The organism is Dactylosporangium sp. NPDC049140, assembly GCF_040648435.1.
The window spans coordinates 410,430-429,279 of record NZ_JBEZDS010000002.1 but is presented as its reverse complement, the minus strand read 5'-3'; the positions used below and the strand labels follow the sequence as shown (position 1 = coordinate 429,279).

General features: G+C 69.8%; 16 protein-coding genes. 8 read left to right on the top strand and 8 right to left on the bottom strand.

Annotation, left to right across the window (positions count from 1 at the left end; all coding sequences use genetic code 11):
• Positions 1–269 precede the first annotated feature (269 nt).
• A complete protein-coding gene (locus AB0B76_RS05650; protein ID WP_360369813.1) occupies positions 270–698 on the top strand; it encodes a VOC family protein in 429 nt (142 codons plus the stop codon).
• Between the two features lie 202 nt (positions 699–900).
• Here AB0B76_RS05650 and AB0B76_RS05645 read toward each other — a convergent pair whose 3' ends face one another.
• Entirely contained in the window at positions 901–2,703 is a 1,803-nt protein-coding gene (locus AB0B76_RS05645) for a PH domain-containing protein (RefSeq protein ID WP_360369811.1), read from the bottom strand.
• 273 nt (positions 2,704–2,976) lie between these two features.
• Between AB0B76_RS05645 and AB0B76_RS05640 the strand changes: the two genes are divergently transcribed.
• A complete protein-coding gene (locus tag AB0B76_RS05640) occupies positions 2,977–4,839 on the top strand; it encodes an adenylyl cyclase (RefSeq protein ID WP_360370240.1) in 1,863 nt (620 codons plus the stop codon).
• Positions 4,840–5,278: 439 nt separating this feature from the next.
• Here the strand turns inward: AB0B76_RS05640 and AB0B76_RS05635 are convergent, their stop codons facing one another.
• The 5 genes from AB0B76_RS05635 to AB0B76_RS05615 all read right to left on the bottom strand — a co-directional run bounded on the left by AB0B76_RS05635 (position 5,279) and on the right by AB0B76_RS05615 (position 8,908).
• On the bottom strand, positions 5,279–5,425 hold the full coding sequence (locus tag AB0B76_RS05635; RefSeq protein ID WP_360369808.1) for a hypothetical protein: 147 nt from the start codon (positions 5,423–5,425) through the stop codon (positions 5,279–5,281).
• A 442-nt stretch (positions 5,426–5,867) separates the two neighbouring features.
• Positions 5,868–6,374, bottom strand: a complete 507-nt coding sequence (locus AB0B76_RS05630) for a GNAT family N-acetyltransferase (protein ID WP_360369806.1) — start codon at positions 6,372–6,374, stop codon at positions 5,868–5,870.
• Entirely contained in the window at positions 6,371–7,231 is an 861-nt protein-coding gene (locus AB0B76_RS05625) for a hypothetical protein (protein ID WP_360369803.1), read from the bottom strand. Before AB0B76_RS05625 ends, AB0B76_RS05630 begins: the two co-directional genes overlap by 4 nt.
• Before the next feature lie 11 nt (positions 7,232–7,242).
• Positions 7,243–8,547: a glutathionylspermidine synthase family protein gene (locus AB0B76_RS05620; RefSeq protein ID WP_360369800.1), complete on the bottom strand. Its 1,305-nt coding sequence runs from the start codon at positions 8,545–8,547 to the stop codon at positions 7,243–7,245.
• Position 8,548: 1 nt separating this feature from the next.
• Positions 8,549–8,908, bottom strand: a complete 360-nt coding sequence (locus AB0B76_RS05615) for a hypothetical protein (protein WP_360369798.1) — start codon at positions 8,906–8,908, stop codon at positions 8,549–8,551.
• A gap of 173 nt (positions 8,909–9,081) precedes the next feature.
• Between AB0B76_RS05615 and AB0B76_RS05610 the strand changes: the two genes are divergently transcribed.
• The 4 genes from AB0B76_RS05610 (at position 9,082) to AB0B76_RS05595 (ending at position 13,437) form a co-directional block, all read left to right on the top strand.
• Entirely contained in the window at positions 9,082–9,390 is a 309-nt protein-coding gene (locus AB0B76_RS05610) for a hypothetical protein (RefSeq protein ID WP_360369796.1), read from the top strand.
• 530 nt (positions 9,391–9,920) lie between these two features.
• Positions 9,921–11,708, top strand: coding sequence for an arabinofuranosidase catalytic domain-containing protein (locus AB0B76_RS05605; RefSeq protein WP_360369793.1), 1,788 nt, complete (start codon positions 9,921–9,923; stop codon positions 11,706–11,708).
• 26 nt (positions 11,709–11,734) lie between these two features.
• Positions 11,735–12,298: a WHG domain-containing protein gene (locus tag AB0B76_RS05600; RefSeq protein WP_360369790.1), complete on the top strand. Its 564-nt coding sequence runs from the start codon at positions 11,735–11,737 to the stop codon at positions 12,296–12,298.
• 245 nt (positions 12,299–12,543) lie between these two features.
• Positions 12,544–13,437, top strand: coding sequence for an MBL fold metallo-hydrolase (locus tag AB0B76_RS05595; protein WP_360369787.1), 894 nt, complete (start codon positions 12,544–12,546; stop codon positions 13,435–13,437).
• Between the two features lie 387 nt (positions 13,438–13,824).
• On the opposite strand, the gene AB0B76_RS05590 is transcribed toward AB0B76_RS05595, so the two are convergent.
• On the bottom strand, positions 13,825–14,400 hold the full coding sequence (locus tag AB0B76_RS05590) for a TetR/AcrR family transcriptional regulator C-terminal domain-containing protein (RefSeq protein WP_360369784.1): 576 nt from the start codon (positions 14,398–14,400) through the stop codon (positions 13,825–13,827).
• A 61-nt stretch (positions 14,401–14,461) separates the two neighbouring features.
• Here AB0B76_RS05590 and AB0B76_RS05585 point away from each other — a divergent pair, with 61 nt between their 5' ends.
• On the top strand, positions 14,462–15,688 hold the full coding sequence (locus tag AB0B76_RS05585; RefSeq protein WP_360369781.1) for a beta-ketoacyl-[acyl-carrier-protein] synthase family protein: 1,227 nt from the start codon (positions 14,462–14,464) through the stop codon (positions 15,686–15,688).
• 405 nt (positions 15,689–16,093) lie between these two features.
• Here the strand turns inward: AB0B76_RS05585 and AB0B76_RS05580 are convergent, their stop codons facing one another.
• A complete protein-coding gene (locus tag AB0B76_RS05580) occupies positions 16,094–17,659 on the bottom strand; it encodes an ADP-ribosyltransferase domain-containing protein (protein WP_360369778.1) in 1,566 nt (521 codons plus the stop codon).
• 96 nt (positions 17,660–17,755) lie between these two features.
• Between AB0B76_RS05580 and AB0B76_RS05575 the strand changes: the two genes are divergently transcribed.
• The gene (locus tag AB0B76_RS05575; protein ID WP_360369775.1) at positions 17,756–18,409 is read left to right on the top strand and encodes a macro domain-containing protein; all 654 of its coding nucleotides are present in this window, start codon (positions 17,756–17,758) and stop codon (positions 18,407–18,409) included.
• Positions 18,410–18,850: the final 441 nt, after the last annotated feature.

Sequence of the window (18,850 nt, the reverse complement as noted above, 5' to 3'; positions counted from 1 at the left end):
GACCGCCGCCATCGAACCCGCGCGTAAGCCGCACGTCCGCCGCACCGTTCCACGAACACAAACGTGCAGCCAAACCGCACAACCTCGACCGCCGCCATCGAACCCGCGCGTAAGCCGCACGTCCGCCGCACCGTTCCACGAACACAAACGTGCAGCCAAACCGCACAACCTCGACCGCCGCCGGTCGACCTGGCGCACATGCCCGCACGACCACCGCATCCACCCGACGTCCACCCGCACGTCCGCCGCGCCGTTCTACGATCGGAAGTGTGAAGCCCAACCGCTCGATTCCGGCCGCCGCCGTCATCCCGGTCCTCACCTACCCCGACGTCCGCCGCGCCGTCGCCTGGCTGGAGGCCGCGTTCGGCTTCGCGGAGCGCGTGCGCATCGGAGAGGACCACCGTGCCCAGATGCGCGCCGGCGAAGGGGCGATCATCGTCGCCGACGACGGCAGCGATCGGCGCGCGCCCGAGCCCGGCGCCGGTGTGACGCACGCGGTCATGGTGCGCGTCGACGACGCAAACGCGCACTGCGCGCGAGCACGCGCGGCCGGTGCGCGAATCGTCATGGAGCCGACCGACTTCGAGTACGGCGAGCGCCAGTACCAGGCCGAGGACCTCGCCGGGCACCGATGGACGTTCTCGCAGACCTTGGCCGACGTCGAGCCCGAGTCCTGGGGCGGCATCACCGTCTCCTGAGCGACCCCGGGGCAACGGCACGCCCGCGAACACCCGGCCAAATCCCGCGACAAGCCCGAACCCAGGCCGAACAGACCCGCGAGCACGAGCGCTGCACAGCAACGCCATCTGCGCAGCGGGGAGGCGGAGCAGGAACAGAGACCGGCGAGCGCCGAACAGGCCCGCAACCACGACCATCCGCGCCGCGTACAGCAAGACCCGCCTAACCGAACAAGCCCGCAAGCACCAGCGCGTACAGCAACGTCTCAGCCGCCCACGCCCCGTACAGCGGCGCCGGCGCAGGCGGCGCCACCGGAGCCGGCGGCAGCGACACCACGTCCCGCACGCGGTCGCGCGCGCGAGCCTCCGCCCGCTCGGCCGCGAGGCGCAGAGCGCCGGAGAGCTGCAGCCCGGTGCGCTCGTCCCCGGACAGGACCCGCGGCAGCAGCGCGTGCTCGCCGCGCGCCGTCACCACCAGGCCCGCTCCGTGGTGGTCGGTCTCGATGGTCACCGCGCCATGGCGGTCGGCGCGGATCGCGTGCACGTCCGACCAGACGAGCAGCCGGGCGCCGATGCTGCCCACGACGCTCAGGCCCGCGCCGTTCCAGCTCACGCGCGGACGCAGGAACATCCGCCAGCCGGACAGGCACGCGATCGCGGTCACCGGCGCCGTCACCGCGACCGCGCCCCAGTACGGCAACGCCGGCAGCAGCCGCGACAAGATGAGCAGGAACGGCCAGGACGAGGCGACAACGACCGCGTACCCGGAGAAGCGGTTGTGCCGATGGGTGTGCACGGTCTCCGGGTCGGCCGCGACGTCCTCGCGGCGCAGGGCGAGGATCTCCTCGGGGCGCAGCGGCAGCCGGGCCGCGTCCGGGACCGCGGCCGGACCGTCCAGGGCGGGGTCGGGCGCGGGACCGCCGTACGCGGGGGCGAAGCGGCCACTGCGCGCGGGACCGCGCGGCACGAGCAGCTCGCCGTCGACGGCGACCGCGCACCAGTGGCGCTGCGCGGGCACGCCGAACAGGATGCCCGGGCGGATGTCGTCGGAGCCGTGCCGCGCGAGCGCGAAGAACTCCACGAGCGCCGGCTCGCCCGGCCGCGCGTCGGTGGCGTAGACCGCGACGCGGCCGCCGTGCGCCCAGACGTACACCTCCGTCGCCGGCTGCTCCCCCTCGAACAGCGCGCGGGCCACCGCGGCGCGCTCCCGGGCGCGGGCCAGGCAACCCGCGGCGACGCCGGCGAGCAGGACGGCGAGGGACAGCCAGCCGCTGGCGTCGTACGGCTCGCTCACGAGCTGGTAGAGGCCGTCCCCGGAGACGAGGACGGTGACGTGCGAGCCGACCGGGTGCTCGTCGGCGTCGGCCACCGTGACGCGCGCGGGCGCGGCGCCCGGGAGCCGGACCTCCAGCGTGTACTCGTCCGGGTGCGCGGTGACCTCGGCCGTGACGCGGTCGGCCGCGGCGAGGCGGTCGTCCGCGCCCGTCTGATCCGCCAGCGCCAGCCCGGCGATCGCAAGAGCCCCAAGCAGCAGTGGTACCGCGAGCAGGCGCCAGCCGAACCCGTACCGCGGAAGGATCGCAGGCGCCGGGGGCTTGCGGTGCGATGTCGTCGCCGCCCACATCTCCGCGGCGCTGCCCAGCCCGGGCGGGTCGAGCCGGGCGGTCACGAAGGCCAGCAACGCGAGCGCCGCGTCGGCCCCGGTGAGCCACGCGGGCGAGGCGAGGCCCGGGTGCGCCTCCTGCCAGATCGCGTCGGCGGTGAAGAAGAGGGCCGCGAGCCAGGCGGTGACCGGCAGCGAGAGGAACGCCACGACGGGCAGCGCGGCGACGAGCCCGAACAGCAGCGCGTTGAGCCAGTCCGGCCCGCACGGCGCGACGTCGGAGCACTCGACGGGCGGATCGAACGCGACGTGCAGGGAGAGGACCGCAGCCGCCGCGACGACGACGAGCAGCGCGCGGGCGCGACGCCAACGCACCGGGCGCATGGTCCAGCCGAAGACGTCGGCGGTCAGCAGCGGGGTCATTTGCCGCCATTCTTCCGAGCGTGGCCCGGCCATGCTTGCGCGGGGTCGGACCACGGGCCGCCAAGAGAGCGAGATCCGTGGGGATCGGAGGCGATTTGTACCCGTGGACCAGTCGCGATGTTCCCTGTAACGTCCCCCCGTGAAAGCGCTCTCTCGCATTTGTGGCGCATCACCCCCGCCCGCGATGCCTCGCCCCACCGTCGTCTGGGGTCGTGGGTTGATGAGCCACCAGAGGAAAGTAGGTCACGTTTCATGCCATTGGTCCCCTCCGGCATGGCGTCCGCCAGGTCTGCCGGGTCAGCCCCTCGCGGACGCCGTGGCCGGTGGTTCGCCCTCGGGGCCGCTGTACTGCTGACCGCTGTCGCCGCCGTATCCACCCCCGGCGTCGCCGCGGCCGCGCCCGCCGGCCGCCCGTCCGGGCAGCCCGACTTCGGCCCGAACGTGAAGATCTTCGACCCGTCGATGACGGTGGAGCAGATCCAGGCGACCGTGGACGCCGTCCACGCGCAGCAGGTCGACAACGAGATGGGCACGCAGCGCTACACGCTGCTGTTCAAGCCGGGAACGTACGGCACGCCCGATCACCCGCTGGTCTTCCAGGTCGGGTACTACACCGAGGTGGCCGGACTCGGCCTGAACCCCACCGACACGGTCATCAACGGCCACGTCGACGTGTACAACCGCTGCCTCGCGGCCGACAACTGCATCGCGCTGGTCAACTTCTGGCGCTCGCTGTCCAACCTCACCATCAACGTGGCCGGCGCCGCCGACTGCCGCGCGTCAGGTGAGTTCTGGGCCGTGTCGCAGGCCGCGCCGCTGCGGCGGGTGAAGATCAACGGCAACACGACGTTCATGGACTACTGCACGGCCGGCCCGCAGTACGCCAGCGGTGGCTTCATCGCCGACTCGCAGCTCGGCACGGCCACGAACGGCTCGCAGCAGCAGTTCCTCGTCCGGGACTCCAACCTCGGAGGCTGGTCGAACGCCGTGTGGAACCAGGTGTTCTCCGGTGCCGTGGGCGCGCCCGCGCAGCAGTTCCCGAACCCGCCGTACACCACGCTGGACAGCACCCCGTCCAGCAAGGAGCGGCCGTACCTGTACATCGACGCCAAGGGCAAGTGGAACGTCTTCGAGCCCGCGCTGCGCAAGAACTCCTCGGGCGCGAGCTGGGCCAACGGCCCCACCCCGGGCCGCTCGGTCCCGCTCTCGGACTTCTACCTGGCCAAGCCGTCCGACTCGGTGCTGGCGATCAACATCCAGCTCGCCCTGGGCAAGCACCTGCTCTTCACGCCCGGGGTGTACAACATCAACAGCTCGATCCTCGTCTGGCGGCCCGACACCATCGTGCTGGGCATGGGCATCGCGACGCTGACCGCGGTCAACGGTGCGGTACCCCTGTGGATCGCCGACAGCAAGGGCATCTCGGTCTCGGGCCTCATGATCGACGCCGGTACCGTGAACTCGCCCGCGCTCATGCAGGTCGGCACCAAGCTCGGCGGCGCGCTCAACCTCGGTGACGCCAACGACCCGACGGTGCTGCACGACGTGTTCTTCCGCGTCGGCGGCCCGCACGTCGGCAAGGCGGACGTGAGCCTGGAGGTCAACTCCGACCACGTCATCCTCGACGACATCTGGGCCTGGCGCGCCGACCACGGCGTGGCCGGATCGGTAGGCTGGGACGTGAACACCGGCCGCAACGGCGTCATCGTCAACGGCGACGACGTCCTCGCGACGGGCCTGTTCGTCGAGCACTACCAGCAGTACAACGTCATCTGGAACGGCGAGCGCGGCAAGACGATCTTCTTCCAGAACGAGCTGCCCTACGACCCGCCGAACCAGGCCGCGTGGCAGCACGACGGCGTGCTCGGCTGGGCCGCGTACAAGGTCAACGACAAGGTGAAGACCCACGAACTGTGGGGCGGCGGCGCCTACATCTTCACGAACGTCGACCCGACCATCCACGCGGCGCACGGCTTCGAGGTCCCCAACCGCCCGGGCGTCAAGCTCCACGACATCCTGACGGTGAACCTCTCGGCCGGCACGATCGACCACGTGGTCAACGACACCGGCGCCCCGGTAGCCACGGAAACCGGCGTCGGCGTACCGAGCTACGTAACCTCCTACCCGGCGAGCTGATCCAGGCACGCCAGTTGACCAGAAGACGGCGCCCGGCCTGAATTCAGGCCGGGCGCCGTTCCACATTCCCGAGCGCCCCATCACAGCCGTGCGCAATCACGCAGACGCACAACATACTGGCGCCCGACGCGAACACGCCCCAGCGCACAACCCTCCAAGGCCCGCGAAGCGCACAACGCGCACCGCGCACAACGCGCACCGCCCGCAACGCGCACCGCGCACCGCCCGCACCGCGCACCGCGCGCACCGCGCACCGCGCGCACCGCGCACCGCCCGCACCGCGCACAATGTGCACCGCCTGCAACGCGCACCGCGCGCAATGAGGCGTTGCGCGGATGGACACGTCCGGCCAGTGGGCAAACGAAAGCCCGGCGAATCGAACGCCGGGCTTTGCGAAACAGCGGTTATGGAGCAGCCTTTCCGGACGAGACCGCTGAAATCAGAGGATGAACCGCCGATCGGCGTGCGGGCCGGCGATCGAGGTGCCGGGCTCGACCGGCAGCCAGAACAGATCGTCCGACGCGTCCTCTGGCTCGACGTTTGACTGTTGTTCCCGAACGTCACTGCTGAGCACCGCGCTATCCATGCCGGTATCGGTACCCCCGAAGAGTGACGGCAAACGTTTTCCCCTGTGAGGTAGCGCTCAATGTTCGTAAGGTGCGAGATCCCGTCCTGCCCCTTGTCTCAACGCCACCGGGCGGCGTAAAAGAGCAAGGTCACGCATTGTGACGTGTGTCTGCCTGGTCAGACGTCCCAGTGGAACTGACCGGAACCCGCGTCGGCGCGCGGTCGGGTGTGTCACCGGGACGTGGCGGAGAGCAGTCCGCACAGCCCAGGCCATACGGCGCCGCGGACACAGCGGCGATCGAACGACGTGGCCGCGATCGGGCCGACGGCCGATCGCGCCGCGCCGCGCCACGTCGCGCCGCGCGATCGCCACGTCGCGCCGCGCGATCGCCACGTCGCGTCAAGTAACGAACGACGGGGCTGAGGTCGGTCTGGTTCCACAGCCGAGGCGGGCCGGCGCGTCACAGTGACATGGCGAAGATCAGGACCTCGGTCCCAGGGCCGTAGTCGGACGTGCGCTTCTCCAGCGTCAGACCGACGTTCTGCGCCACGCGCTGCGACGCGATGTTGTCGGGGTGGATGATCGCGATCACGCGGCGGGCGCCCAGGACGTCGCGGGCCCAGTCTCGGCAGGCCCGCGCGCCCTCGGTGGCCAGGCCCGTACGCTGCAGGCCCGGCACCACGTGGTAGCCGAGCTCGAGCTCGTCCACGCCGTCGACATGCTGGATGGTCAGGCCGCAGTCGCCCGCGAAGGCGTCTCCGTCGCGCAGACGCAGGGTCCAGAGGCCGTGGCCGTGCTCGCGGTACCGCCGCCGGTTCACGCCGATCCACTCGAGCGTCTCCGCGCGGGTCTTCGGCCTCGGGTAGTACCGCATGACCTCCGGATCGCCGAGCAGCTCCGCGAGATCGTCCAAGTCGGCCTCGTCCATCTCGCGCAGGACGAGGCGCTCGGTCGTCAGGACGGTCACTCGACGTACAGGTTGATCACGGCACTGATCGGCAGGGCCACCATCACCAGGAGGAACGCGAGGAGGGTGGCCGCGCCCGTCTGCTGCTGGGCGTGAATGGTCTTGAGGGTGCACTCGCCCGTGAGCACGAACCAGTCGATGAGGTACCGCGCGATGTACAACCCCACATAAGCGATCCCGAGCGCGGCGCCGAAGCCCGCCAGGCTCTCGGGCCACGTGGTGAAGTCGCCCGCGATCGAGCCGTACAGGATGAGTCCGACGGCGGTGAGCACGGCCGCGGACTCGAGGCCCTCGGTGACGCCGCCCTGCACCATCGCGAGCCGCAGGTTGCCGTGGGCCACGAGGCCGTGCAGGTAGAACGCGATCACGAGCCCGGCGATGCCGGCGAGCGTGAACACGGCCGTCGAGATGAGCGAAGTGCGCAGGTTCGGCGCGTGTCCGATGAACGTGGCGCGCACGACGAGCGCCAGGCCCAGGTAGAAGCCGAGCCGGACGAGGCCGACGGAGAGCGGCACGGTGTTGAGCGCGCCGATCGGGGTTGCGCGAGTGCGCAGAATCATCCAGTCCGTGATCCAGAATCCGAGCACCGAGAGCACGGTGGCCCACACGATCCCGCCGCCGACCCAGGCGAGCGAGCTCCAGCTGGTCAGGTCCTGGCCGATCAGGCTCGACACGCCGATGACCTGCACGGCCACGAAGCCGATGCGCTGGACGAGGTACCCCCAGTTGGCCCGTTCCCAGAGCTCGTGGTGGTCGTCGAAGGAGGTGACGGCGTTGAGCAGCCACCAGCCGCCGCCGACGCCGAGGATCACGATGAGCACCTGGAGCACCGCGATCAGGGCGGCAGTACCGTTCATGCCGTCTCCTACTAAAAGCCGTTGTGGTCGATGGTGTGGGGAACGAAATGGCTCAGATTGTCGGTGATGAGCCCGGCGCTCTCGCGGATGCCGAGCCCGGCCGGTTCGCCGTCGATCATCCAGACGCCGAGCACGGGGTGCCACTCGCCACCCCGGGGATCGGTGTACGCCGGCAGCGGCGCGAACGACTGGCACACGAACGGGCCGCCGTACTCGCCGGGGGTGCTGGTCTTGGTGATGCCGTCGACGATGATCGAGACGTTGGCGCCCTCGCGGCCGAGCAGGGGCTTGCGCACGTACGAGGTCATCCAGTCCGGTTTCTCGGACTCGAAGTACGCGGGCAGGAGCAGGTCCTTCTTCTCCGGGTCGTCCCCGAAGAGGTGCCAGAGCACGGGCAGCAGGCCCTTGTTGCTCCAGAGCATCTTGTACGGCGGCTCGATCCAGACCGTGCTGTCGCGGCGCGGGTCGCTCATGTCGCGGAAGCACTGCTTGGCGAACTGCTCGCTCGTCATCCACTCCCACGGGTACAACTTGAAAATAACGTCGATGTGCTGCCCGTCCGGGTCATAGAAGCGGTCGCCGGCCTGGACGTCGCCGGCCCCGATCTCGTCCATCCACAAAAATTTTGTGTTGTACCCGAGGGGGCCCAGCGCCTGCCGCGCCGTCTCCATCATGTACTCGGTGTTGAACAGGTCCTCGCCGCTCTCCTCCGACCGGTCGCACGCGAAGTGGATGGTCATCGGGTCGAGCAGGTGGGTGCGGGCCTGCCGGAGCCGGCTGATGTTGCGCTGCCAGGCCGCGACAAGCATCTCGTGGATGGCGGTCCACTGGTCCTTGCCCTGGCCGGTCTGCTGCATCCAGTACCACTGCGCGACCGCCGCCTCGGGCAGTGCCGTCGGGGTGTCGGCGTTGAACTCCAGCAGCTGCGGCTTGCCCGCGAACTCCCCCGCGTAGCGCATGTCGAAGCGGCCGTACAGGCTCGGCGAGAAGTCGCCCTTGCTGCGCCCGCCCGGCTCGGTCTCGTCGTCCCACCAGGTGCGCTTGACCTGTTCCCACGCGAACTCGGGGATTCCCAGCAGCTGGAACATGTTGTGATCGATGACGAAGTCGCCGGCCGCGACGCACATTTCGAACAGTGTCGCGGCGCTCGCGGTGAGCGTATCGATCTCGGTCGACGTGAAGTCGTAGAACGGGCCCTCTTTCCAGTACGACATCGACCCGCCGTCCGGCGTCGGGGTGTCGTTGTACACGATCCCCTGCGTGGCCAGCTGCTGGCGCCAGTCCGGGCGGACGACGCCCTCGGCGATGCGGCGCACGTCAGCTGCCCGAGCTCTTGCTGCCGCTGCTGCTGCCGAAGCCGCCGGAGCTCACCTTGCCGTTGCTCACGTGGCCGGTCGCGGGCAGCCCGGCGTTGGATCGCCCGACCGAGTCGGTCGACGCGACCCGGCTGCCGCCGCTGAGCCGGTACCCGGGCGAGCGGCCGCGGCCGTAACTGCCCGTGTAGTAGTAGTGACCGGAAGAGCCGTCGTCGCACCGGTAGTCGGGCACGACCACGCCGTTCTGGTCGGCGCAGTAGGTCTGCTTCTCACGGCCGCACGCCGCGAGACCGCCCGTCGCCGCCAGCGCCGCCAGGGCGAGGTAGCTGCGGCCGAGCGGTACCGACTTCGATCGCCTCATCGTCTGCTCCCTCAGGTGTGCCTTAGCACGGTAAATGACCTTCGCAAACTGCGCGAGGGGACCGGCCGTTCCGTGACATTGACCGAAAGGTGCCTGGCGATCCGTCAAATGCCGGATTTCGTACCCGGAACGCTCGATGGGCACGGCGACGCGCACTTCCTAGCCTGAGGGGTGTGAGCAACTTCGAGATCGGGCGCGTCGAGGCGACAAACGTCCAGTTCGGTGACCACGGGCTCATGATCGTGAACCAACAGGGCGACTCGGCCCTGGTCGCGGCGATCCGGCGCGAGCGCGGACGCGTCGCCGACCCGGCCGCGGCCGAGCGGGCCGCGATCGCGCTGCAGGCCGAGCTGGCGGCGCCGAAGCCGGACGCCGCCAAGGTACGCGACCTCATCGACCGCGTCTCGGCGACGGCGGGCACGGCACCCGAGGTAGCGGCGGAGCTGGCGACCGTGCGCCGACTCGTGAACGAGCGCCGCTGAGCCCCGGCCGGCTCTTGAGCAACAGCCGCTCTTTTTGACGACGGGCGCTAAATCTTCGCCGGCTCTTGGACGCAGGCAGCTGATCTCGACCACGGTCGGCGCCGCGCTCCTGGGCGACGAGCGCTCATCTCCACCCACGGCCACCACCGCGCTCCCGCGCGACCAGCGCTCATCTCCACCCACGGCCACCACCGCGCTCCCGCGCGACCAGCGCTCATCTCCACCCACGGCCACCACCGCGCTCCCGCGCGACGCGCGCTCATCTCGACCACGGCCGGCGCCGCGCGCCGCGCCGGCTCCCCGGCGCCGAATCCCGGCCACGACCCGCACAGCTTCGTGGGCTGACCTCCCGGGCGACGGCCGCTGAATCCCGGCACCACTCGGCCCTCGCTGCCCCAGGTCTCGACCGAACCCCGACCCCCGGCGCGCCGGGCGCCAATTCTCGATTCCGCCGGGATCTGGCTGGAAGAATTCCCCGTCGCAATACTCGCCGCATCGACTTGCCACGATGAAGTCATCGAGGAGATCTGATGCGATCACGGCTCCGCGCCGCCGCCGTCCTGCTGCTCGCGCTCGGGTGCCTCGTCGCACTCCCGAGCGCCGCCCAGGCCGCCACGGCCCAGCCCTGCGACATCTACGGCGCCGCCGGCACGCCGTGCGTCGGGGCACACAGCACGACCCGGGCCCTGTACTCGGCGTACAACGGCCGCCTCTACCAGGTACGCCGCGCCTCCGACGGAGCGACTCTGGACATCGGACTGCTCGCCGCGGGCGGATTCGCCAACGCGGACGCGCAGGACGCGTTCTGCACCGGCACCGCCTGCGTCATCACCGTCATCTACGACCAGTCACCGCGTCACAACGATCTCACCATCGAGGGCCCGGGCACCGCGGGCGGCCAGGACGTCGGCGCCAACGCGGCCGCCCTGCCCGTCACTGCTGGTGGACATCGCGTGTACGGTGTGTACTTCAACGGCCACACCGGCTACCGTCACCGGGTCGGCGACGGGGTGGCCACGGATGGACAGCCCGAGGGCATGTACATGGTCGCCAGCGGTGTCCATACGAACAACCTGTGCTGCTTCGACTACGGCAACGCCGAGGCCGAGATCGCCGACACCGGCAACGGGCACATGGACGCGGTGTCGCTGACCACCCGCTGCGTGAAGACCCCGCCATGCACCGGTTCCGGGCCGTGGGTGGAGGCCGATTTGGAGAATGGGTTGTACCTCGGCAGTGCCTCCAACCCCGCCAACCTCGGCAACGCGACGCCGTTCGTGACCGCACTCCTCAAAAACGACGGGCAGCACACATTTGCACTCAAGGGCGGCGACTCGCGCACCGGCGCGCTGAACACGTGGTGGAGCGGTGCACTGCCGGCGGGCGGCTACCAGCCGATGCACCTCGAGGGTTCGATCGTGCTCGGTACCGGCGGCGACAATAGCAACCAGGCGATCGGTTCGTTCTTCGAGGGCGTGATGACGGCCGGGTACCCGACCGACGCCGCCGACGACGCGGTACAGGCGAGCATCGTCGCGGCCGGGTACGGCGGGGGCGCGAACAGCCCGGCGCCCGCGGCCACGGTGACCGGCCCGGGCGGCAAGTGCGTCGACGGGGCCGACGCGAACGCGGCCGGGGTGGCGGTACAACTCTGGGATTGCCAGGCGACGCCGGATCAGCGCTGGATTCACGGCTCCGACCTGTCGGTGTCGGCGCTCGGGCGCTGCCTGCACCTCGTGGGCAACGCGACCGGCAACGGTACGAAGGTGGAGCTCGCCGACTGCGCGGGCGGCCCGTACCAGAAGTGGGTGCAGCAGGCCGACGGCTCGCTGCGCAACCCGGTCTCGGGCCGGTGCCTCGACTCCCCCAGCGGCGCCACGGCCAACGGCACGAAGCTGCAGATCTGGGACTGCAACGGCCTCGTACCGCAGAAGTTCGCCGTCAACGGCGGCGGTACCGTCACAACGAACACTTCCAAATGCGCGGACGTGTCCGGCGACGACAACGGCGGCAACAACGCGGCCGTGCAACTGTGGGACTGCCAGCCCGGCGCGCTCGACCAGCACTGGTTGCGCGGCGCGAACGGTTCGCTGCGCACACTCGGCCGGTGCCTGGACGTGTCGTCCGGTTCGAAGCTGCAGCTTTCCGACTGCAACGGCGGCAGCGCGCAGAACTGGGTGCAGCAGGCGGACGGTTCACTGCTCAACTCGGCCTCGGGCCGCTGCGCCGACTCACCGAGCGGCGCAACCGCCAACGGCACGCGGCTGCAGGTCTACGAGTGCAACGGATCGACCGCGCAGAAGTTCCTTGTAGGTTAAATCCTAAAGCCATTAGGCTGTGCCGCATGGTACGAGCCGGCCTGTCGCGCTCACAGGTGTGCACCGCCGCGCTCGAACTGGCCGACGAGGTGGGCATCGACCACGTGACGATGACCGCCTTGGCGCGCCGGCTCGGCGTGGCGGTGCCCAGCCTGTACGAACACGTCCGGGGCGTGCCGGATCTATTGGACGCGGTGGCCGGCCAGGCCACCAACGAACTCGCCGACCGGTTGGGCGAGGCGCTGCAGGGGCGAGCGGGGCGGGGGGCCTTGGTCGCGTACGGCACCGCGCTGCGCACCTGGGTCCTGGCCCATCCCGGCCGGTACGCCGCAACAGTGCGCCCCTTGACCGACCCCGACGGCGCAGCGGCCCAGGCAAGAATCGTGACCGGCTGCGCAACTTTGCTGCGCGGTTACGACCTGGAGGAAACCCGCGCGGTAGACGCCGTCCGTTTCGTGTACAGCACGATGCACGGCTTCCTACACCTGGAAACCGACGGCGGCTTCCACCACGCGCGCAACCTGGACGCGAGCTGGTCCTTGGTACTGGACGCCGTCGACCGGGCGCTGTCCACCTGGCCATCGTCCTGAACGTTCACGCACATCCGACGCCGCGCAACACACTCAACCGCGCAGTGTCCACTCAACCGTCATCGTGAAGGTTGCGCTCATCCCGGACCGCGCACGTCACGCACCGCGAACATCCCCCGACCGTCCACACGGTCACCTCGCTCACCCCGAACCGCACGCCACGACCAACCGCACAGTCCACTTGGCCGTTCCAATGTCGGTTCGCTCATCCCCGGCGCGACGCATCCTTCCAATAGGCTGTCCGCATGCTCGAAACCGTGGTCCCCGGTGTGCACGCCTGGGTACAGCCCGACGGCACGTGGTGGGTGAACAACGCCGGCGCGATCGTCGGCGGCGATGACGTGTTCATCGTGGACACCTGCGCCACCGAGGCGCGCACGCGGCGGTTCCTCGCAGCCGTCGACGGAGTCGCCGGTGGACGAGCGGTGCGGATGGCGGTGAACACGCATCAGCACGGCGACCACACGTACGGCAACAGTCTCCTCCCACGCGCGACCGTACTGTTCGGACATGAGCGAATGCGCGAAGCACTGCGCACCGACCCGATCATCGACGGCTGCCCGCCGTTCTGGGAGCCCGTCCCCGACTGGGGCGACGTCACGCGCCGCGTGCCGGATGTCGCCGTGCGCGACCGGCTGACCGTGCACGCCGGCGGCACGCGCATCGAACTGCTGCACCCGGGCGAGACCGCGCACACGACCGGAGACCTCGTCGCGTGGCTGCCCGTCGAGGGGGTGCTCTTCGCCGGGGACCTGGTGTTCAGCGGACTCACCCCGCTCGTGTTCATGGGCTCGGTCGGCGGAGCGATGCGAGCGCTGGACTGGATGGCCGCCCTGCAACCCGAGCACCTGGTGCCGGGCCATGGGCCGGTGCTGCACGGTTCCGAGATCGCCAGGGCGTTCGGGCAGCTCCGGCGGTACTACGAGTTCGTCCTCGCCACCGTCCAGCCCGGCCGCACCCCGCTCGAGGCGGCCAGCGCATGCGACCTGGGCGAGTTCGCCGACTGGGCGGACGCGGAGCGGATCGTGCTCAACCTGCACCGTGCGTACGCGGAGCACGACGGCGCCGAAATGGACCTCATCGCCGCGTTGAGCGACGCCGTCAAATGGCGCGGCGGACCGATGCGCACGTCCGTCTGACGCACGAACGCTCAACGGACTGAGCTCGTCTGCGCTCGCCAGGCGCGCAAACGAACACCATGGCCCGGGGGTCAACGTTCGACGAATGTGCGAACGGGCAACTTGGCGCCCGTCAGCGTTCCGTCCAATGCGCGAACGAACAAAGTTGGCGCCGGTGAGCGTTCGTCCAATGCGCGAACGAACAAAGTTGGCGCCGGTGAGCGTTCGACCGATGCGCGAACGAACAACATGCGGCTCGGGTCGGCGTTCGACCAACGCGCAAGAGCGGTCAACCAGCAGCCGCCCAACGCGCTCGGGCAGTCAGCAGAGCGGCCAAGTCCACATCCGCGAGGTGGCGCCGGGGCTGAGGTTCGAACCAACGGGCAAGAGCGGTTAACCGGCCGCCACCTAGCGCGCTCGGACGGTCAGCAGGCCGGCCAGGTCCACGTCCGCGGGGTGGCCGCCGTGGCCGGAGTCGGCGATCAGGCGTGCGCCCAGCACCGCGCTCCAGAAGGTACGAACCTCCATGGCCGGTTCGCGGTCCACAGCCCAGGCGCGCCGGTCCAGGAGGGCGACCAGGTAGTGCTCGGCCTGGCGGAACAGGATCGTGAGGTACAACTGGGCGGTCGAATGCAGTTCCGGTCGCTCCCGGGCGATCGCCATCGCCTGCACCGCCTGGGGAATCGAGGGCAGGGCGAGCGCCGTTCGGGCCAGGGCGGAGCGGAACGTCTCGGGCGTGCGGCGGCGGTGACCGACCGACTCCAGGCGCGCGGCGTCGCGCAGCAAAGTGGACATGGCCGCGTGCACGAATAGACAGTCCTTGGAGCCGAAGTAGTACGTGATCTGGTGCGGGTACGCGTCCGCCGCGCGCGCGATCGTCGCCACGCTCACGCCGGCCAGGCCGCGCTCGGCGAAGAGGTCCGCCGCGCACTTGAGGATCCGCGCGCGGGTGCGGCGGCCGCGGGCCCGGGGCGGTTCGCTCATGGACATGCCATATTTGTATGCGATACAAGTATCGGGAGGCAATCGGACCGGGGAGGGTACCGTGGGCGCAGACGTAGTTGTCACGGGAATGGGGGCGCTGTCGCCGCTCGGCGAGGGCGTCGAGGCGCTGTGGCAGGGACTGCTCGAAGGACGCTCGGGCGTGCGACGCATCGACGACCTGCTGCCCGCCGGGGTACTGGACGAGTTGCCGGTCCGGATCGGGGCCACGATGGCGGTGTCGCCCGAGACGCTGCTGGCCCGCGTGCAGGCGCGGCGCATGGACCGCTGCGAGCAGGCGGCGCTCGTCGCGGCGCGGCAGGCCTGGCAGGACGCGGGCGCGCCGGAGGTCGACACCGAGCGGCTGGCGGTGGTGATCGGCACCGGGATCGGCGGGGTGAGCACGCTGCTGGCCCAGGATGACGTGCTGGAGGCGAAGGGGCCGGGGAAGGTGTCGCCGCTGACGGTACCGATGCTCATGCCGAACGGGCCCGCGGCGTGGGTGAGCATCGAGTTCCATGCGCACGCCGGCGTCTACACGCCGGTGTCGGCCTGCGCGTCGGGCGCCGAGGCGATCGCGCTCGGGGTGCGGCTCATCCGCGCCGGCGAGGCCGACGTGGTCATCGCGGGCGGCTCGGAGGCGGCGATCACGCCGCTCACGCTGGCCGGGTTCGCGCAGGCCCGGACGCTGTCCAAACGCAACGACGAACCGCACCGCGCATCACGGCCGTTCGATGTCGACCGCGACGGTTTCGTGATGGGCGAGGGCGCGGGGATCGTGATCCTGGAGCGAGCCGAGCACGCGGCGGCCCGCGGGGCGCGCGTGCACGGGCGGGTCGCCGGGGTCGGGGTGACCTCGGACGCGTACCACATCACGGGCCCGGACCCGAGCGGCGCCGGCCAGGTGCGCGCGATCCGCCGCGCGGTCGCCGACGCCGGCTTCGCGCCGTCCGACGTGGCCCACGTGAACTGCCACGCCACCTCGACCGTCGTCGGCGACGTCGGCGAGGCGGTGGCGATCCAGACCGCGCTCGGCGACGACGTGGTGCTCACCGCGCCGAAGTCGGCGCTCGGACACCTGGTCGGGGCCGCGGGGGCGGTGGAGAGCATCGTGACTCTCCTGTCGGTGGTCAATGGTGTCGTACCGCCAACGCTCAACCTCGAACAGAAAGCCCCCGAGGTCACGCTCGACGTCGTCACGGGCGAGCCGCGAAAGTTGCCGATGACGGCAGCGGTGTGCAACTCGTTCGGCTTCGGCGGCCTGAACGTGTCGCTGCTGTTCACCGCCTGAGCGAAAGGTCGTTCATTGCTCGAGTCAACTGAGCGGATTGAGCGATCTGAGTGAGCCGTTGTGCACAGTACGAGCGAACTGAGCGCACAGTGCACAGTCTGGTCGACACGCGCACCCGTCGTGCACCGTCGAACCGGACGAATCGAACGGGTCCGCTCGAGCGAACTGAACGACCCGCGCAAACCGTGCACCGTCCGACCGGCCTGCACGAACCGTCATGCGCGGTCGAACGGTCTGCCCGGGCGAATTGCGCGAACCGTCGTGCGCGGCCGAACCGAATGATCGATCGGTCTGCCCGGGCGAGCCGTTGCTCATCGCCCGGGCAGACCGATCGTGTCCGCCCGGAATCCTGCACGCGCGTCTGTCCGAATGGACTGCACGAACTTGCGCGAACCGCCAGCGGCGTCAGTGGACCTGGTCCTGCTCCTCCAGCTCAGTGAGCTTCACCGTGCACAGGCCGCCGCGCTCGGTGGTCACATCCGTGACGGTCAGCTGCGTGCCGGGCGTCAGGATGTACTCCTCCTCGCCCGTGAACGCCGAGTAGCTGCGAATGCCCACCGCGCGCAGCGGTACGACCTCGAACAGTGTCCGCTTGCCGCTGCCACCCATGAACGCTCTCGCCACGCCGAGGCTCGACGTGCACGATGACACGCCCCACCAGGTGACGGTCTGCCCGAGCGGGTACTGCCGGCGCAGGTCCATCCGCACGCCGCGCCACAGCGGCTCGCGGCGGGCGGGCAGGCGCGACACGGCCGAGAAGAGCAGGCGCAGGTAGGGCAGGTACGGCACGATCCGGTCGCGGTCGGGATCGCGCAGAGTCGCGTTGATCTGGCGATAGAACGCGGACTCGCAGGTGTACAGATATAGCGCCGCCACCTCGTCAGCGCTCAGATTCGAACTCTCGGCCTGCTTCTGGCCGAACGTGTGCGAGGCCTCGATGTGCCAGTCGAGGCCCTTGAGCACCCCGACCGTCGACGCCAAGGCCGCGCGGAAGTCCATGAGCGGAGTGTCGAATACGCCATTGATCGCGGGCAGCGCGAGGCCCTCGTCCTTGACGCTTTCGAGCCGTTCCAGGTACAGCTTGTGCAGCTCCATCGTCGAGGCGATGAAGTCGCCCATGCGCAGCGCGGCCGGGTCCTGGTGCGCGTTCCAGCCGACGCTGGGCAGCCAGTCGATCTCGTCCGCGCCGAGCGAACGCAGCGCCTCGTTCACGGTCGCGAAGTGCTCGTTGTCGCAGAAGATGTCGCCCTGCGCCGCCGGGTTCGGGTGGTCGATGTGGCGGACCTCGACGCCGGGGTACTTCTTCTGGAGCCTGGTCACAAGGGTCTTCAGACCCCGCGCGTGCGCGCCCCACCAGGCGAAGACGACGCCCCGGTCCTCCTCGGCCGCGTCCTGCTTCGCGCGCAGGATCTCCTCGACGATGCGCTCCACCACGGGGCGCCAGAAGCCGGTGTGCTGATCGGTACCGTACCCGCCGTCGGCACTCGCCGTCAGCGAAGCGTTGAGCAGCAGCACACCCTGCGTGAGCATCGAGGAGAACCACTCCGGCGGCTGCACCGTGTCGTGCTGTTTGAGCAATGCGCGGATGTCGGCGATCGGTGTCTTTTTCGGGATGTCGTACTTCCACATCGCCGCCGCCTTGATGATGCAGCGGATACTCACGACCCGGCCGAACTGACTGTCGGCCCAGTTGTGGAACGTGTTGTCGAACATCGCGATGCCCGTGGCGGACTCCGGCCGCGGGTACGGGTTCTGCCCGAAGACGACGACCTTCCACTTGTGCGGCGGGTTCGGTTTGAGCGCCTGGAATGTCAATTCGCGCACCGGCACGATCTGCGGGCTGCGCTTGGGTCCGATGAACTGCGGCGCGCTCGACTGGGCCTCGATGACCGGCCGCAGCAGCGGCAGCCACGGCTCTCCGCCGCCGGCGAAGAGCTCGGCGAGGCCCAGTGCGTCTTCGGTGTCGCTCACGGTAACCTCCGCGCAGTTCCACTGTGGACACCGAACCGTATCGTGTACCTTCCGGCCCCGGCACCCGGGGTCGACCGCCCGAACGAAAGGCAAGCGATGACCGTCAGGGTCGTGCTCAGCGACGTCAACGCCAAGGTTGTGCAGTCCTGGATGTCGGCTTTTGCCGACGAGCCCGGGGTCGAGATCGTGAAGGGCTCCATCCTCAACCAGCACGTCGACGCGTGGGTCACGCCGACCAACTCGCACGGCGTCATGAGCGGCGGGGTCGACGCGGTGATCCTGCGTCAGCTGGGGCCGGGCATTCAGCTGCGGGTCCAGCACGCGATCCGCGACGAGTTCGGCGGCACGCTGCCGATCGGGGCCGCGGTGTGCGTGCCGTCGGGGGCGGCGAATCCGAAGTACCTCATCTCGGCGCCGACAATGCACGCGCAGGCCGAGAACGTGCGTCACACGCTCAACGTGGCGCTCGCGTGCGCGGCCGCGTTCCAGGCGGTGCACATGCAGAACGAGCGCGAGCCGGGCAGCATCACCTCGGTCGCGCTGGTGGGGATGGGCGCGGCGACCGGGAAGGTGCCGCCGCAGGTGTGCGCCAACCTCATGTGGGCCGGGTACACGCTGTTCGGCGAGAGCACATTCGACGACTACGCCGAGCTGCGCACCACGGTGAGCGAGCAACTCGGCGACATCGAGACGCGGCCGGCCACCGAGCGAGTGCGCATCACGCCACCGGCAGCCCGCCGCCGCCGCTGACCAACGACCCGTCGCCAATGAACAACGGTTGGTGACGAACAGCCACCGACACGAACGGCCGTTGGACACAAACAGCCGTCGGTCACGAACAACCGTCTACGAATGAACAGCCGTCGCTCACGAACAACCGGCGTGCGAACGGCCGTCCGTCACGAGCAATCGCCGTGCACGAACGGCCGTCCGTCACGAGCAATCGCCGTGCACGAACGGCCGTCCGTCGCGAACAACCGGCGGTCACAAGCAACCGTCGGACTTGGACCGCCATCGGATCGACCTGCGGCGTGGACCGACGTCCGACGTGGACTGACGTCGGACTTGGACCTACGTGCGATGTGGACCAAAGTCCGACGTGAACCGACGTCTGACTTGGACCACAGTCCGGCGTGAAGCGACGTCCGGCGTGGACCGCAATCCGACGTGAAGCGACGTCCGGCGTGAACC

Coding starts and splice junctions, on each gene's coding strand:
- AB0B76_RS05645 (WP_360369811.1), bottom strand. CDS start 2,703: ATGACCCCGCTGCTGACCGCCGACGTCTTCGGCTGGACCATGCGCCCG.
- AB0B76_RS05640 (WP_360370240.1), top strand. CDS start 2,977: ATGGCGTCCGCCAGGTCTGCCGGGTCAGCCCCTCGCGGACGCCGTGGC.
- AB0B76_RS05635 (WP_360369808.1), bottom strand. CDS start 5,425: ATGGATAGCGCGGTGCTCAGCAGTGACGTTCGGGAACAACAGTCAAAC.
- AB0B76_RS05625 (WP_360369803.1), bottom strand. CDS start 7,231: ATGAACGGTACTGCCGCCCTGATCGCGGTGCTCCAGGTGCTCATCGTG.
- AB0B76_RS05615 (WP_360369798.1), bottom strand. CDS start 8,908: ATGAGGCGATCGAAGTCGGTACCGCTCGGCCGCAGCTACCTCGCCCTG.
- AB0B76_RS05605 (WP_360369793.1), top strand. CDS start 9,921: ATGCGATCACGGCTCCGCGCCGCCGCCGTCCTGCTGCTCGCGCTCGGG.
- AB0B76_RS05600 (WP_360369790.1), top strand. CDS start 11,735: ATGGTACGAGCCGGCCTGTCGCGCTCACAGGTGTGCACCGCCGCGCTC.
- AB0B76_RS05595 (WP_360369787.1), top strand. CDS start 12,544: ATGCTCGAAACCGTGGTCCCCGGTGTGCACGCCTGGGTACAGCCCGAC.
- AB0B76_RS05590 (WP_360369784.1), bottom strand. CDS start 14,400: ATGAGCGAACCGCCCCGGGCCCGCGGCCGCCGCACCCGCGCGCGGATC.
- AB0B76_RS05575 (WP_360369775.1), top strand. CDS start 17,756: ATGACCGTCAGGGTCGTGCTCAGCGACGTCAACGCCAAGGTTGTGCAG.